At 62.9% G+C, this 14,130-nt stretch carries 17 protein-coding genes; all 17 read right to left on the reverse strand.

Annotated elements, in window-relative coordinates; all coding sequences use genetic code 11:
* Positions 1-2 precede the first annotated feature (2 nt).
* A complete protein-coding gene (locus AC1D3B_RS29245; RefSeq protein ID WP_478194177.1) occupies positions 3-1,007 on the reverse strand; it encodes an XVIPCD domain-containing protein in 1,005 nt (334 codons plus the stop codon).
* 64 nt (positions 1,008-1,071) lie between these two features.
* The gene (locus tag AC1D3B_RS29250; protein ID WP_478194178.1) at positions 1,072-1,818 is read right to left on the reverse strand and encodes a hypothetical protein; all 747 of its coding nucleotides are present in this window, start codon (positions 1,816-1,818) and stop codon (positions 1,072-1,074) included.
* On the reverse strand, positions 1,812-1,940 hold the full coding sequence (locus tag AC1D3B_RS29255; RefSeq protein WP_478194179.1) for a hypothetical protein: 129 nt from the start codon (positions 1,938-1,940) through the stop codon (positions 1,812-1,814). Before AC1D3B_RS29255 ends, AC1D3B_RS29250 begins: the two co-directional genes overlap by 7 nt.
* 55 nt (positions 1,941-1,995) lie before the next feature.
* Positions 1,996-2,712 carry a hypothetical protein gene (locus tag AC1D3B_RS29260; protein WP_478194180.1) on the reverse strand — a complete coding sequence of 239 codons (717 nt, stop codon included), beginning with the start codon at positions 2,710-2,712 and terminating at the stop codon, positions 1,996-1,998.
* Positions 2,678-3,046, reverse strand: coding sequence for a hypothetical protein (locus AC1D3B_RS29265; protein WP_478194181.1), 369 nt, complete (start codon positions 3,044-3,046; stop codon positions 2,678-2,680). The genes AC1D3B_RS29260 and AC1D3B_RS29265 overlap by 35 nt, the downstream gene beginning before the upstream one ends.
* A complete protein-coding gene (locus AC1D3B_RS29270; RefSeq protein ID WP_478194182.1) occupies positions 3,043-3,801 on the reverse strand; it encodes a hypothetical protein in 759 nt (252 codons plus the stop codon). The genes AC1D3B_RS29265 and AC1D3B_RS29270 overlap by 4 nt, the downstream gene beginning before the upstream one ends.
* Positions 3,798-4,601: a DUF4189 domain-containing protein gene (locus AC1D3B_RS29275; RefSeq protein WP_478194183.1), complete on the reverse strand. Its 804-nt coding sequence runs from the start codon at positions 4,599-4,601 to the stop codon at positions 3,798-3,800. Before AC1D3B_RS29275 ends, AC1D3B_RS29270 begins: the two co-directional genes overlap by 4 nt.
* Before the next feature lie 92 nt (positions 4,602-4,693).
* Positions 4,694-5,785: a TrbL/VirB6 family protein gene (locus AC1D3B_RS29280; protein WP_478194184.1), complete on the reverse strand. Its 1,092-nt coding sequence runs from the start codon at positions 5,783-5,785 to the stop codon at positions 4,694-4,696.
* A 17-nt stretch (positions 5,786-5,802) separates the two neighbouring features.
* Positions 5,803-8,244, reverse strand: a complete 2,442-nt coding sequence (locus tag AC1D3B_RS29285; protein ID WP_478194185.1) for a VirB4 family type IV secretion/conjugal transfer ATPase — start codon at positions 8,242-8,244, stop codon at positions 5,803-5,805.
* 20 nt (positions 8,245-8,264) lie between these two features.
* Complete coding sequence (locus AC1D3B_RS29290; protein WP_478194186.1) at positions 8,265-8,573, reverse strand: VirB3 family type IV secretion system protein; 309 nt, start codon at positions 8,571-8,573, stop codon at positions 8,265-8,267.
* Complete coding sequence (locus AC1D3B_RS29295; RefSeq protein WP_478194187.1) at positions 8,566-8,997, reverse strand: TrbC/VirB2 family protein; 432 nt, start codon at positions 8,995-8,997, stop codon at positions 8,566-8,568. Before AC1D3B_RS29295 ends, AC1D3B_RS29290 begins: the two co-directional genes overlap by 8 nt.
* A 40-nt stretch (positions 8,998-9,037) precedes the next feature.
* Complete coding sequence (locus AC1D3B_RS29300) at positions 9,038-9,676, reverse strand: lytic transglycosylase domain-containing protein (RefSeq protein WP_478194188.1); 639 nt, start codon at positions 9,674-9,676, stop codon at positions 9,038-9,040.
* Between the two features lie 63 nt (positions 9,677-9,739).
* Entirely contained in the window at positions 9,740-10,780 is a 1,041-nt protein-coding gene (virB11, locus tag AC1D3B_RS29305; RefSeq protein ID WP_478194189.1) for a P-type DNA transfer ATPase VirB11, read from the reverse strand.
* A gap of 23 nt (positions 10,781-10,803) precedes the next feature.
* Positions 10,804-11,985 (reverse strand): TraB/TrbI/VirB10 family type IV secretion system protein, encoded by a 1,182-nt coding sequence (locus AC1D3B_RS29310; protein WP_478194190.1) that lies wholly within the window; start codon positions 11,983-11,985, stop codon positions 10,804-10,806.
* On the reverse strand, positions 11,982-12,746 hold the full coding sequence (locus AC1D3B_RS29315; RefSeq protein WP_478194191.1) for a TrbG/VirB9 family P-type conjugative transfer protein: 765 nt from the start codon (positions 12,744-12,746) through the stop codon (positions 11,982-11,984). The genes AC1D3B_RS29310 and AC1D3B_RS29315 overlap by 4 nt, the downstream gene beginning before the upstream one ends.
* Entirely contained in the window at positions 12,743-13,600 is an 858-nt protein-coding gene (locus AC1D3B_RS29320) for a VirB8 family type IV secretion system protein (RefSeq protein ID WP_478194192.1), read from the reverse strand. Before AC1D3B_RS29320 ends, AC1D3B_RS29315 begins: the two co-directional genes overlap by 4 nt.
* A complete protein-coding gene (locus tag AC1D3B_RS29325) occupies positions 13,600-13,905 on the reverse strand; it encodes a TcpQ domain-containing protein (RefSeq protein ID WP_478194193.1) in 306 nt (101 codons plus the stop codon). The genes AC1D3B_RS29320 and AC1D3B_RS29325 overlap by 1 nt, the downstream gene beginning before the upstream one ends.
* Between the last annotated feature and the right edge of the window lie 225 nt (positions 13,906-14,130).

Consider the following 14,130-nt stretch of genomic DNA (forward strand, 5'->3'; position numbering starts at 1 on the left):
CTTCAGTGGCCGTGTGCCAGAGAGGGCTGGCTATGCTGGTGCGATGTTGGATGTGGTTGGAGTGCCGGCTGCTGCACTGCCCGATCCCACGCCTGAGTGCTCGCGGTGACCGGCGTGTCGAGGGACTCGACTGTCGGCACGCTGGCGACTTGCCTGAACGGCGAATTCAAGCCGCCTTGCACTGCAAACACCTTGGAGGCATCGGTGCTCAGCGACACGTGATCGATGCGATTCAATCCGTCGCCGCGAGCTGCAACCACGAGCGCGGCAGCCAGGTTGTCGCTGCGCTCGTCAGGCGCACGGCCGGCCCTGGCGTCCATAAGGTGGACGCCGCGTTGTGCTTGCTTGAACATTGCATGCTCAGTGTGGGCGGGCTCGTCGAGCCGCGTTGCCGTCTTGGTTGAAGGTGGGCGGGGTTCCAGCGCCAGCATGAATTCTGGCGTGAGCTTTTCTTGCCATTCGGCGAAGCGGGCCTTGCGAACTTTCAAGCCGTTCTCGCCGCCATTGACCAGGTACGTGGCCTTGGTGACATCTTCTGGTGCAACGCTGTGCACCTTCTTGACCCAGTACCACACCGCGATCTTCGATGCGTTCTCAGGATCGGCCGCCAGATCGGGACGGTTGACAAGATCCAGTCCCAGCGCCTCGCCCGCCTCGCGGTAGTTGTACTTTCCGGTCAACTGCACGAAGCCGCGACCGCGGTACTTGTATCCGTCGCCGGGCTCGGAATTGCCCATCCTTCCGCCGTACATCAGATCGGCCAACCTTTCCGGATTCCCTCGGAGCGCTTCCTCGCGCGCGGCCTCCAGGGCTTCCGGGCCTTCGCTGCGCGCTGACTTGACAGGGATCTGACCGATGTTCTTGGTGTAGCGAAAGCTCTCCTCCAACTGCTTCAGCCCGCCGGATTCAGCAGTCAGCTGGGCCATGAAGTTGGCCAGTTCCCTTGGCGATTTGATGCCCGCAGCCATGGCGTCCCGCATCAACTGCGTCTCGCGACTTGTCGTCATGTGTTCCTTCCTGTATTCCTGTGTTGCGACGAAGCGTCCTTCCCTTCCTCATGGCAAGGGGTCATCAGGGAAATTCAACGGCGGGCAAGGTCGATGGGTCAAAACTGCCGAATGTCGCCAACCCGAAATCCTTTGTGGTCCAGGTGGCATCCTTGGATTCCTTGGTGATGTTGTCGCCGACTCCGCGTTGGACTTTCTCGAGAATCCAGGTCTTCTGCCCGTCCGCGTACTTGAAGGCGAACTCGTTCCACCAGCGCCATCGGGAGCCGCCTTCCGTTACCAAGGTAAATCCATCCTTGTCGATGCGCGCGTAGCCGAAAGGGTCGCCCAAGACGCCTCCACAACTCTCGCAAGGAACGATCCGGTCGTTCTGTGCGGCCCTTTGCAGGTGTCCGTTGGCGTCCCGAATCAGCAACACCACGGTTCTCGGCCGGCGATCGTTCGCAACCTTGTCCGTACTCGCCGGGTTCAACACGACGAGCAGATCCGGGCGACCATCGCCGTTCAGATCGCCATTCACCGATTTGAGGATCGTGGCCCGGTCGATGCCGGCGACGTGCAGGTCGTCAAGGTCCGAAGGCTGGGGTGATGTCGAAGACGAAGCCGGTACCGCCGCCTTGTGTTCCGAGGACGAGGGCGCCGCCGATGCCGTAGACGGGACGTTGCCGCAGGCACCCAGAAGAAGGGACAGCGCGAGGATGGAAGGAAAGGAACGGGGAGTCTTCATCTGATGAAAGAGGTGGGTTGAGGGAATTGATGGGATCAGTGAGGCACGGGCACCGATGTCCCGTCGCCATTTGGGTATCACCACGCCCACGCCGACGGCCCCACCCCATTTCTCGCCTGGGCCATGAAGTTGGCCATCTCTGTCGGGGACTTGATGCCCGCAGTCATGGCGTCGTGTATCAGTTGCGTCTCGCGATGTGCTGTCATGCGGCTCTCCCTGGCCTAGTAGTTTTTAGTGAACGACTGTCTTCTTGGCAAAGCGTCAAGGCAGGCTCGCTGGGTCGAAGCTCCCGAACGTCGTCGACCCGAAGTCCTTTGTGGTCAATCTGATCTCTTTGTTCTGGCCGGTTATCGTGTCGCCGTCCCCCTGTCGGACTTCCACGAGAACCCAGGTCTTCTGCCCGGCTGAGTATTTGAATGCGAACTTGTTCCACCACCGTTCGCGGGAGCCGCCTTCGGTCATCAAGGTGAATCCATCGTTGTCGATGCGCGCGTAGCTGAAAGGGTCGCCCAAGAGGCCGCCGCAACTCGCACAAGGAACGATCAGGTCGTTCTGTGCGGCCCTTTGCAGGTGTCCGTCGGCATCCCGAATCAGCAGCAGCACTGTTCGGGGCCGGCGATCGGTCGCGGCTTTGTCCGTATCCGCCGGATTCAACACGACGAGTAAATCCGGTCGACCATCGCCATTCAGATCGCCAATGACGGAGCTGAGAATGGCGGTGCGGTCGATGCCGGCGACGCGCAGGTCGTCTAGGTCCGAAGGCTGGAGTGCTGCCGATGACGAAGCGGGTACCGCCGCCCTGTGTTCCGAGGACGAGGGCGCCGCCGATGCCATAGACGGGACGTTGCCGCAGGCACCCAGAAGAAGGGACAGCGCGAGGATGGAAGGAAAGGAAAGGGAAGTCTTCATCTGATGAAAAGGCGGGTTGAGGAAGTTGATGGGATCAGTGAGGTATGGGCACCGACGTCCCGTCGCCATTGCCATTCCAGTCGCCGCTGGTCATGGCTTGGGGGCAAACGGTCAGGTACTCCGCGAAGGCTTGGGTGTCGTCGTTCGTCCAACTCCGCCCGTATTGGTTGGGTGGATTGCATGCGCCGGTGAGCATCCAGTTGCCGGTGAAAGGCGGCAGCGGCTTCCAGCACGGAACGAGGATCCTTTGCCCGTAGGTGCAGAAGACGAATGGATCGTTGGTCCTGTGCTGCAGCTCCTGATAGAAGCCCTGTGCGTTCGCTGCGGTGCAGAAAGCCGCCGCCAGGAACATCCATTTGCGCACCGACCCTATTGAGTTTCGGGTCTGCGTCGTGCCGCTCATCGGTCGATGCCCAGTTTCAGCTGGCCGTCGGCGCTGGCGCGTCTTGATGCATCCAGAGCGGTCTTGAGAGCCACGCCGCTCACCACGCCGGCGGCAGAGTCGACGAGGGAGCCCAGACCGCCCGTCGGCATTCCGCTCGTGGCCGCATTGGCCCGATGGGTCAGTTGGTTGTTCAGATGGTCGATGCGCGCCTGATACGCGTGGTGCGCCGCTTCCATTTGCTGCCGGTCGAGGACTGCAAGCGTCTGAAGGGCGAGGATCTGGTTGGTGTTGTCCTCGAGCTTGCCGAAGTCGGTGGCCGTCAGTTGCCTGCGCGCATCGACCAGTTCGGTCAGACGTCGATGGCGCGTGCTGGTGTTGTCGTACATGGTTTTCATGTACATGTACCGCGCGTTCATCGTCTCGACGAGTTCCGTGCAGATGGCTTGCTGCAAAGTCGCGACCTGGCCGCATCGTTCGGTGTCACGGGCAAGCTGCAACTCAACCAATGGCTGCGGGGGATCATCGACCCGAGCTCCCGGCGAGTCGGTGGCTCCGATGTCGAATCGCCTGTCCAGCAGATGAATGCTCCTGCTGATCGTCGCGCCGTTCGCGTCACTGGGCGTTCCCAGCACGTCGATGGCGCTCTTGAGCCTTTCGTTGGCGGTTTCGAGCTTGTCGTTGGCGCTCTCGTCGATGACGGACCATTGCGCACGTGCTGGAGACAGTCCCAGTGCAAGAGCGAATGCAAGCAGGGCGAAAACAGTGGTCTTCATGAAGCGTCGGGATTGTTCTTGGGATAGGCACGACCCGAACAACGCAAGGCGGCGTCACAGTTGCCGTACTTGCTGGTGCATTGCGCCTGAGCCTTCGATTTCGCAGTGGCCGGATCCTTGTCCACTGCGGTTTCCACGAGCGGCCGGTTGTCCGCTGGCCAAGCGATGCCCGCGCAGCTGTTCTCGAAAGTCTTGATGACCCTGCAGCCATCGCACGTGGCGAGCACAGCGGTCTTGGCTGCGGCTTCGTTGGACAAGTCGTAAGCGGCCTTTACCTGGTTTCCGCTCGAAGCGATCGCCCCCCAATACTTGCGGTTGTCCCCCTGAGCAGATGCCTTTTCCAGATCGCCCGTAGAGGCTTGCTTCGCGCGGTCGTTGATGGACGGGTTGAACCAATCGCCGGCACAGATCGCTCGGCTCAGCAGCACGCACCGTCCGGCGACGGCCGTCTCGTTGCATTTTTTTATCGCGTAACTCTCGGCTGCATCGGGACCGTTGGCTTGGGCTTGTGCGATGTTTCCGACCATGTCGATCGCGTAGGCCATGCATGCGTTGCTAAATCCCCCCAGCGAACGGCAGGAACCATTGCCGCCTTCGGCACACGATGCCATGGCGGCCTTTTCCGCCTCTTGCATCGAGTCATGGTTGACTGCCCAACTCACCGCGCGATCGCCATTGATGGCATAGGCCCCCCAACGTTCCGCCCAGACGATGCGAGGTCCCGACGGACGACTCTCGAGGCCGGCAAAAGGCTGACAGATGGGGATGACGGCGCCCCCTCTGTTCTGCTGACCCACCATGCGCTGTCCTTGCGGACACGGCCCTTCTGCCCAGGCCGTTGACATGCACATCGAGCCCAGGAGACTCAGCAATGCGAGGTTTCTTCTCTGTTTCATGCGACTCCTTCGAACGTTCTGGAAAGGGGAGGAAACTGCTTGACGGCGTCGTCGGGAGGAGGCGCTGCGGCAGGTCTTCCGTGAAGTCCAGGAGGGGCATGATGTGGAATGCCACCCTGCGGCATGCGCCCTTGCGCCACCATCTGGGCATCACGCGCGGCACCGCTCGACCCAACGCTTCCGAAAGCTGAATACGACATGAAGCTCCCCAGCGTCCCCTGAAAAAACGCCGCAGCCATCGGCGGCGCACTCACGATCAGCGTGGTCAGGATCAACCCGAGGCCGCCTTGCTGCAACGCCATGGACGTGATGCCTTCGCTTGCAGCGACGGCGCCGCCGAAGTCCCCGGCGTCCGCCAGCAATACCGCGTACTTGGCTAGGAACGCCGCCGCGACAGACTGGATCACGTTGTTCGCCAGCCCGACCATGAAGCTGAGGACGGCCAGGGAAAAGACCGTGCCGATGCCATAGAGCAGCCACTTGCTGAACAGCGATTTGGTCTGCTCAAACAACAGGCAGACGATGAACAGCGGCCCGAAGCCCACGAACAGGGCAATGGCGATCTTGTTGAGCAGCAGGATGGATCCACCCACCACGCCGGGTCCGGCAATGCCGATGCCCGAGAACCATTTGGCGCGATCCTTTGCGCTGTCCACGGACGGGTCGCCGCCGCCGGCCAGCGTGTCGATGGCCGAGAGCATGCCTTGCATGTAAGCGAGGTTCTTGTCGATGCTCTGGTAGGGACTGTCCGTGTTCCGGGAGACCAGCGCCGTGATGGCACTGGCCGTGCCGTCCGTCAGGGTCCAGTAAAGGGAGGGGGATGCGGTTGCAGCGCCGGTGGCAATGCTCAGGATGAGCGTGGCCTTGAGCGAGTCCCCGACCAGGGACATCATCGGCTGCTGTGTACGTCCGCTGATGATGCGAAAGCCCTGGAAGACGATCCAGATCGACAGCAGCGTCAACCCGATGGCACCGACCAACTGCGCCATGCTCGTCAGCAGATTCCACTGGAAGGTGTTGATCTCATCGCGGAGGTAGTCGTTGATGAGCTGGAAGAAGACGAAGTTGCTGACGTCCGTGATGGGCATGGCTGCTTCCTGCTCTTTCAGCGCCTGGCGGGCCTGCCGCTGCCCTTGCGCTTGTCCTGGAAGGCCTGCAGCCACTGCTCGGGTCGGAGGTCGTTCACGGCCACACCTTCGGCGGCGGCGCGCTCGCGCAATACCGCATGCATGACCTCGATGTTGTCGGTCGACGCCGAGATGACTGCCAGCGCGTCGTCCATGCCGCGCAGATCGAGCTGGCACACAGATGACATGTGCCCCTGCTTCACGAGGAACCGTCGCGAGCGCTCGTCGAGGCTCACGACCACCTGGTATTCCGACTCGGTGAGCTTCAGGCCGTCGATGTAGTCCGCGCGGCTGGCGTTCGGATTGGGCAGCAGGATCATCGTAGCCGTCTGCTCGATCAGCGAGGCAGCGATGTCGCTGGCGAGCGCGTCTTCGGGGCTTTGCGTGGCGAAGATGCCCAACCCGTTCTGCTTGCGGATGGTCTTCTGCTTGTTCTTCGCGAATTCCTTGAGGCCGCCCTGGCCGTCCAGGATCTTCCAGAACTCGTCCATGACGTAGATGATCCGGCGGCCGTCGATGAGCGCCTCGAGACGGTGCAGCAGGTAGTTGATGACCGGCACCCGCACCTCGGGGTTGTCGATGATGTCCGTGTAGTCGAAGCCGATGATGTCGGCGCGCTGCAGGTCTACGGTGTCGACCGGGTTGTCGAACACCCAGCCCAGGGCGTTGCCCGCGGTCCATTTGCGCAGGCGAACGAAGAGGCCGTCGTCGCCCATGTTGGGAACGCTCTTCTGGAAGTTGGTCATGCTGCGCAGGTGGAGCGGCGTGTCGAGCATGCTTTCCACCGCGCGGAAGATCTCGTCCTCTTCGCGCGCGCTGTAGACGGCCTTGCCGGCCAGCACCTTGATGAGGTCGCAGAGGAACTGGATGTTGGCTTCGCTGCGCTCGCAATGGAAGGGGTTGAAGCCGGTGGGCTGGCCATTCTCCAGTGCGAGGTAGTTGCCCCCGCAGGCCCGCACGAAGATCTCAGCGCCGCGGTCCTTGTCGAAGAAGAAGATGGTCGGCGCGGGCTTGAGTTTCTGTACCTGGCTGAGGAGGAAGTTGATGAGCGCGGTCTTGCCGGTGCCGGACTTGCCGATCACCAGGGTGTTGGCAATGGCCTTTTCGCCGAGCGAGTTCTCGCCCGGGTGGGTGGCGTGGAAGTTGAAGTAGTAGGGCTGCCCGTTGGGAGTCTGCAAGGTGGTGACGCATTCGCCCCACGGGTTGTTGCCCTTCTTGCCCGTGGCGAAGTTGTGCAGCGGTGAGAGGCCCAGGAAGTTCAGCGAGCTGACGTTCGCGAGCCGAGTGCGGAATTTCCAGTTGCCTGGAAACTGCGCGTAGAAGGCTGCAGCGACAGCCAGGTCTTCCTTCACCGAGACGAAGCCGGCGTTGGACAGTTCCGCCCGCGCGCCGGCGATGTGCTGGATGAGCGTGGGCTGGTCGGGCGCGTAGACAGCCATGGTGAAGTGGTACTCGCCCAGCACGAAGCTGCCGGACGAGAGCTGGTCCATGGCCTGGTCCATCTCGACGATCTGGCTGACGGCCTTGTCGCCCGACGAGATCATCATGCCCTTGGTGCGCTCGAGCGCCTTGAGCGCATCGTGCCGCCCCATGGGGCTGAAGGAGTGCGTGACGACGTACTCGAAATCCAGGTACTTGAGGCCGTTGAGGATGCCCGGATAGGTGCCCGCGGGATATTCCTTGATGTTGAGGATCGCGCCGAAGTGGTTGACGCTGGTCGGCGTGGTGAGTACGAAGTCTCCTGTCTTCGTGGAGAAGCGTTGCCGGCTGACTGCCAGGTAGCGATACGCTGGTGCCTTCAGCACCGGTACCGGTTCGTCGATGTGATTGAGCAGGTAGCCGAAGAATTCGAGCGTCTCGGAAAACACCATGCCGCTGGCACTCTCGTACATGCCGAGGCGTGCTGGGGCGTAGTCCTTGAGCACTGCTTCCACGTTCCCGGCCAATTCGTGCACCTTGCTCACGGCCTGCTGCTGTTCGGCTTCGAGCCGGGAGAGATCGGTGGATTTCTCGGCGAAGCGCTTTCCTCCCACCACCGGGCGATACAACATGGTCAGATAGAGTTCGTTTTGCATCAGCTTCTGCACCGACAGCGCGCGGAAGTACGCGTCGGAAAGCGATTGGTTGAATGGCTGGTCGAACTGGCCCGGACTCCTGACCGCGCGGCGGCGGCGGAGGTCGTGAGCCCAGAACGCCACGTTGACGAAATCCGGCGCGCGCAATGTCTGAAGCATCCGGTTGAACGTGTTGTGACGATGCTCGAGCTCCCATTCCTCCCGTCCGACGAAGGGCAACCCCTCCAGGCGCCACGTCAGGAGGAAATCGCCGCCCGTGGTCTTGACGACGGTAGGCGACACGTGCGTGGACAGCGTGACGAACTCCGCGATGGCGGTGTCGGGGCTGAAGGGTGGTCTGGACATGGCCGGGAGTGAGCCTTCTGCTAGCTGTTGACGCCGGACTGGCCCCGATGGCTGTTGGCCGTGAAGACCGACATGCCGTCGTGCAGCCGGACGTTTCGCGCGCGAAGGCGAAACTGCAGCCGGAGACCCAGCAGGCGGAAGATCATTTCGTCTCGGCGCGCCATCTGGCGCATGACGAAGATCACCGGCGGGATCAGCAGCAGGCAGAACAGGTTGAAATACATCGCGAGCAACATGCATCCGCCCGCGCCCAGGAAGAAGGGCACGTAGGGAACGCCCAGGAACATGGGTGGCCGCGTGCAGCCGCGGAACATCGGGTTCCTATGCATGCTGGAGCAGCCACTGCGCGACGGTCGCCAGATGTGTCGCCGCCTCGGGTGCGCTGCTGGCTGTGCACGCATTGCTGCCCGAACTGTTGGAGAGGAACATGCCGGCGATCTGGCTGGCAGCGCCGATCAGGATCGCACCGATCATGACGGGGGCCACGTCGGCGATGCGTTTGTGGGCGAACGCGATCTGGTACCCGGAGAAGATGATGGCGATGGTGACGACCACGATCGACACCGCATTGAGCAGGCTCTGGACACTCGTGAGAAACCCGCAGGCAGTGGCGGTCGCGTCGGCGCCGCCGACCTGGGCCACGGCCAGGCCGGGCAGCACCAACGCGACGGCCAATGTCGCGTGGACGAACGTGCGCAGGTAGGCCGGCTCGAATTGATCGGCGGCCTTGCGGGTGAATGGGTGTGTTTTCATTTTTCAGGTTTCCTCTCTGGTTTGACAAACGGTGCGACGCTCAGAAGACGAACGCTCCATCGGGCGCCTTCTCGCGCAGGTCGGCCCGATCGGTGACGGTCGCGGGTGCTGGGGGTGTTGCGCGTGACGTGGCAGGCGGAGCGGGTGCATCGCCAGGGCCACGCACCTGTGGCACGAACACGTCGACCGGCACGCTGCGGGACACGCCTGGTGTGTCCCGGACCGGCGGGGTTGCGGGCAGTGCGGTCGCGTCGGCGATCTTGCTCTCGCGGCCGATCGAGTCGTAGACCTTCTGCACGTAGCCGTGCTGGAATCCCGTCACGAAGTTGCCCGAGTAGTAGCAACTGAATGCCTTGCCCCAATCGCCCCGGGCGCGGGTGTGGCAATCGGCCAGGATGCGCGATCCGGCTGCAAGGTTCGAGCAGGTGTCGAAGGCCTTTTCGTAAGTGTCGAGTCCGAGCTTGCCGAGGTTGGCGCGATGGACCTGGGCGACGCCGAGAGAGAAGTCGTAGCCCTCGGCTTCGAGCTTGCCGACGGTCGCCAAGGCTTCGTCCAGATTCTTCGGTTGCCGGGCAAGGCGCCCGCCGACCACGCCGATCGCGAAGGGGTTCGCGCCGGATTCGACGCGGACGACGTGGCGCATCACGACCGCCGGAACGGCAAGGTTGCGACAGTCCATCATTTCCATATCCGGTAGCACGACGACATCTCCCTTTTTTGTTTGTTCGTTGTGGTCCGGCGACTAGGCGGTATCAGACGGCGCCATTCGACCGGGACTGAAATCGATGCCCGTGATGAATCGTTGCCCCGCAAGGACCTTGACATGCACCACCATGTCGATGGTCATCTTCAGCAGGCGCTGGATGGTCGCGAACTCAAGGCCGGCGCCTTCGGAGGAGGCCTTCACCATGAGTGCGAGCTGGTCCCAGGTCTGGGCAGTGCTTCCTGCATGGCAACTGGTGATGGAGCCGGGATGGCCGGACGCGCAGTTGCGGATGAAGTAGAACGACTCGTCGCCGCGCAATTCCGCCAGGATGATCCGGTCGGGCTTCATTCGCAGACAGGCTTCCATGCAGCTCTTGGCCGTCACGTTGCTGGTGCTCTGGCCGCCCTTGGAATAGAGCAGGTGCACGACGTTGGGCTGTTCGATGAACAGCTCGCGTGCGTCCTCGATGGTGACCAGCCGCTCGCTATGGGGAATGTGATGCACCAAGGACTTCATGAACGTGGTCTTGCCGCTGCCGGTGGCGCCCGAGACCACGATGTTCTTCCTGTACAGAACGGCCTTTCGGAAGAAGTCGGCATGGCGGCCCGTTGAACGCAGTTCCAATAGCTCGCGATCGTGTTCGTCGATGCCGTCTCCGTTGTCGAGGATCTGCTCGAAGAAACCGTCTTCCTGGTACTGGCCGAGCGTCTTCGTCTGCCTTGATGGCAGGCGGATCGTGATCGACAGGCGGCCGGCTTCGCAGGCCGGCGGCATGACGAACTGGGCCCGCTGTCCGGTCGGGAACGTCAGGGACACGACCGGATTGGCATCCGTGATGCGCTGGCCCGTCGCGCTCTCGTTGACGACGGCCGTGCAGAACTGCAGGGCACGCGCGAAGGTGAGTTGAGGTACTTCGACACGGTGCCAGCCGTCGCGGCTTTCCAGATAGATCTCGCCCGGCCGGTTGATGCAGATCTCGGTGATGTCGGGCGAAGCCATGTAGTCCTGCACGCCCAGCACTTCGTACTGGTACGCAAGGAAGTCGGTCGAGACGGTGGCAGTGTGTTCGTCGGTCATGGCTCTTGCGGGTGCAGGCCTGTTCAGTAGCGCGCGACCACGCCGCTGAAATCCACGTCCTTGGCGACGTACACATTCACCACGGTCCCTTGGTGGATGGTCACGGTGGCCGGCCGATTGGCCGCGCGCCGGACGGCCTGGCTGGCGAAGTTCTGCAGCGTCTGCGCCGTGTTGCTCTCGAAGGGCGACTGCACGACGACGCCGGCATTGCTCACGCTCGAACTGCCGGGGCCGTATTCCGCCGCCGCGTACTTGAACGCGTCGCTGAACAGGCTGATCAGCATCGCGGAACCGATGCGCGTCCCCCAATGCTCATCCAGATGGCCCGCATGGCCAGCGCCCCCGAGGCTGTCGACCCCCGGACTGGCCATGTTCACGTCGATGCCCGTCGGCGTGACGATTCGATCCCACACCACCGCGACGCGAGGCCCGTTCGGCTCCGTGTCGTACTTGCCGAGCACCTTGGATCCCTTGGGCAGCAGCAGGCGCTTGCCGCTGAAGGCGTAGATGGGCTCGGTGACGATGCAGGAAGTGAATCCGGGGATGTCGGTGACGATGTGGGTTTCGAGCACGCAACGGATGTAGGTCCCGCGCAGCATCCGCGTGTCGGGACGCATCAGGGGCTGTGCGCTGGACGTCTGCGCCAGGGCCTTGGCCGAATAGGCGCTGTTGGGTGGAATGCCCGAGTCCGCACCCATCGATGGCAGGGCGCCCGGTGTCGAGGGGCGCCCGCTGGCGTGGGTCACGCCCACCGCGGTTGCGCCGTTGGCCGACATCATGCGACGCTCGATCAATGTGGGTTGGCGCGGCCCTTGTGGCGTCGTCGGCAACAGCGGCAACGACGGCTGAGGCGGCTGAGGCGGCAGCGGTGGCGCTAGCGGTATGGCCTCGGCCTGCCGCTGCATCGGTGGCCGAGGCTCAGGCTTCGGCGCGACCGGGACAGTGACCATCTCGTCGCGCGGCTTTTTGGGGCCGTCGTTGCGTTGAAGCACGCCGTTGAACATCCACAGCGCCGCCGCGGCAAGCAAGACGACGATGCCCGCCAGGAAGCCCAATGCGCGGCGGTTCATGCGGCGCAGTTCGCTCGTTCTCAGTTGGGGTGCCGCGGCGTCGAGATTGGGCGCTTCGCCCTGTTCGTAGCGGGCTGCGTACGGGTTGCCGTGCGTGGACTCGTCGACGGATGGCGGCGGGATGCGCCGGGTCACTTGGCGGTGTTCCTGCGAAGACCCACCACCTCGCTGTCATGACGAACGACGAGATAGGGGTACGTACCGTGAACGACGATCGTGTTGCCTTCGATGGTCGTGTTCACCACAGCGTCTTCGTCGTGCTCTCCCAGGCGCATGTAGACGGCGGGGAAGCTTCCCGTCGGGAACTGCGTCGTGTCGCTCACCTTGATATAGGTGAAGCGGCCATCGTCGTGGACGCTGGCGGGAATCAGCCACCGCGCGCCGGCGTCGCGTGTCGCATAGTCATAGTCGAAGTTGTAGTCTCGGCCCTTGACCAGGGAGGTGCTGAGTTCCGGTGCCTGCTCGGGCACGACGACTTCGTTCGAGAAGCTCGAGTCGGGCGGATAACTGAAACTGATCTTGTACTGGACTCCTGCGGCGCGAGCGGATTCCAGCGTCCTCCAATCGGTCGCGACGACCTTCAATTCGAAGATGTAGGAGTGCGTCTCCGTCCGGATCATCATGTTGGTGTCCACGTCGATGTTCCTGGGCTTCAGGTAGAACACGTTGGCGCGCCGGGTCAGCTCCCAGCCGGTGCTGAAGCCCGTGCTGTAGTCGAGGATCTTCTCGTTCGGACTCAGTTCGATCTGCGTGGTGATGCCCAGGGCGGTGTAGACCGGATAGATGCGATCGGGCTGGTATTCATAGGACTGCACGGCCTCAGCGTCCGCGTCGAACGCGGCAGCGGCGACGCACATGGCAGCGGCGACAGAAAGACGACGCGACAGACAGATCATCGGCTCGCCTCACGGACGCTGCTGGCTCTCATTTCGGCCGCGCCGCGTTCGGACACCGGGGGTGGCGGAACGACAAGGTCGGGCTGAGGCGAATCGACGGGTGGCGACACCGGAAGCTCTTCGGGCGCTACCGACGCGTAGTCGCTGTCGACCCGGTAGCTCGTGACCTGGAAGCCGAGAGGGTTCTCGACCCGGTGCTGCTCGTCCATTTTCAGGTGCGGCTTGTAGGTGAACTCCAGCGTCGCGATCTTGCTGTCCAGCGGTCGGCTTGCGCCGGTCTGCTTGTCGAAGAGGCTGCGTTGGAATCGGACGGTTGCGCCTTTCGGCGCGGCGTTGGCACTGGCGCCGATCAGGACAATACTCAGGATCCTGACGCGAACCGCCCGGTCCTTGCCGTAGGACCTGTAAGGGCTGTCCGGGTTGTTAGAGGAATGCAGGCTCGTGTAGGCGGCAGCAACGCCGGGCGAAGACATCGTGAGCACCGTGGTCCAGTCACGCAGATTGGTCAGCGCGAAGTCGTAGGATTCGCGGCCCAGCACGAAGTGCGCGATGTTGCTGCGATTGATGGCTTCGCTGGCGGTGATGCGCTGATCGACGATGCTGTCAGTCAGCCGGGCGACGGTGCTCGTGCCTGTATACGCGTCGGCCATGACGAGGAAGGGCACCTTTTCCTTGAGGGGCAGCATGTAGAAGTAGCCGCCCGCGAGGATCAGCGCCATGACGATGGCGCTGAACGCGACGGCCCATGCGCGACGCTCGCTGCGCCGCGCGAGATCCGCGATGGTGAGTTCGAAATCGACGGCTCGGGCGATGGCTTCGTCGATCTTTGGCGTGGTGGATTCTTGGCTGCGCATCAGCAAGTCACGGCTTCGCAAGCGGGCTGCACGACGATCTGCTCTCCGTCGGCGCTAATGGAGACGCCCTGAGCCGCGTAGAGATCGGTCAGCTCGGAGGTAGCTGCTGACAGATCGCTGGTGCGAATCCGCGCCACTGGCGTGTGAAGCGTGTAGTCAACGTCGAGTCGGTAGGAAAGCTTCAGTCCAGAGTCTGCCGCCCATCGCTCGAGCATTTTCTTCAGCGTCTCATCGATCGGAGTGGCATGGAAGGCATAGGCGGGCTGCAGCGGTATCGCCGAAGGCTCGTCATGGAAGCGGTTCACCGGTCTCCAATCGCCTCCGAAATCGGAGGGCGGAGGTGTTCCGCACGCGGCTGTCGCGACAACGACGGCCAGGGCGAAGCCGCCCTGCAGGGCGCGCCAGAGTGCAGCCGTGCTCACGGCAGGCCTGCTCGATGACGAAGGGGATTGAATCGATGGAAGTCGCGAAGCGCGGAGCTCGCGGGCCACGTCCAGCCATTCGATGGACGTGCCAAGGGCCATTGGCCA

Source organism: Variovorax sp. P5_A3 (genome assembly GCF_056400665.1).

Coding starts and splice junctions, on each gene's coding strand:
- AC1D3B_RS29245 (WP_478194177.1), bottom strand. CDS start 1,007: ATGACGACAAGTCGCGAGACGCAGTTGATGCGGGACGCCATGGCTGCG.
- AC1D3B_RS29255 (WP_478194179.1), bottom strand. CDS start 1,940: ATGACAGCACATCGCGAGACGCAACTGATACACGACGCCATGACTGCG.
- AC1D3B_RS29260 (WP_478194180.1), bottom strand. CDS start 2,712: ATGGCGACGGGACGTCGGTGCCCATACCTCACTGATCCCATCAACTTC.
- AC1D3B_RS29265 (WP_478194181.1), bottom strand. CDS start 3,046: ATGAGCGGCACGACGCAGACCCGAAACTCAATAGGGTCGGTGCGCAAA.
- AC1D3B_RS29270 (WP_478194182.1), bottom strand. CDS start 3,801: ATGAAGACCACTGTTTTCGCCCTGCTTGCATTCGCTCTTGCACTGGGA.
- AC1D3B_RS29275 (WP_478194183.1), bottom strand. CDS start 4,601: ATGGTGGGTCAGCAGAACAGAGGGGGCGCCGTCATCCCCATCTGTCAG.
- AC1D3B_RS29280 (WP_478194184.1), bottom strand. CDS start 5,785: ATGCCCATCACGGACGTCAGCAACTTCGTCTTCTTCCAGCTCATCAAC.
- AC1D3B_RS29285 (WP_478194185.1), bottom strand. CDS start 8,244: ATGTCCAGACCACCCTTCAGCCCCGACACCGCCATCGCGGAGTTCGTC.
- AC1D3B_RS29290 (WP_478194186.1), bottom strand. CDS start 8,573: ATGCATAGGAACCCGATGTTCCGCGGCTGCACGCGGCCACCCATGTTC.
- AC1D3B_RS29295 (WP_478194187.1), bottom strand. CDS start 8,997: ATGAAAACACACCCATTCACCCGCAAGGCCGCCGATCAATTCGAGCCG.
- AC1D3B_RS29300 (WP_478194188.1), bottom strand. CDS start 9,676: ATGGACTGTCGCAACCTTGCCGTTCCGGCGGTCGTGATGCGCCACGTC.
- virB11 (WP_478194189.1), bottom strand. CDS start 10,780: ATGACCGACGAACACACTGCCACCGTCTCGACCGACTTCCTTGCGTAC.
- AC1D3B_RS29315 (WP_478194191.1), bottom strand. CDS start 12,746: ATGATCTGTCTGTCGCGTCGTCTTTCTGTCGCCGCTGCCATGTGCGTC.
- AC1D3B_RS29320 (WP_478194192.1), bottom strand. CDS start 13,600: ATGCGCAGCCAAGAATCCACCACGCCAAAGATCGACGAAGCCATCGCC.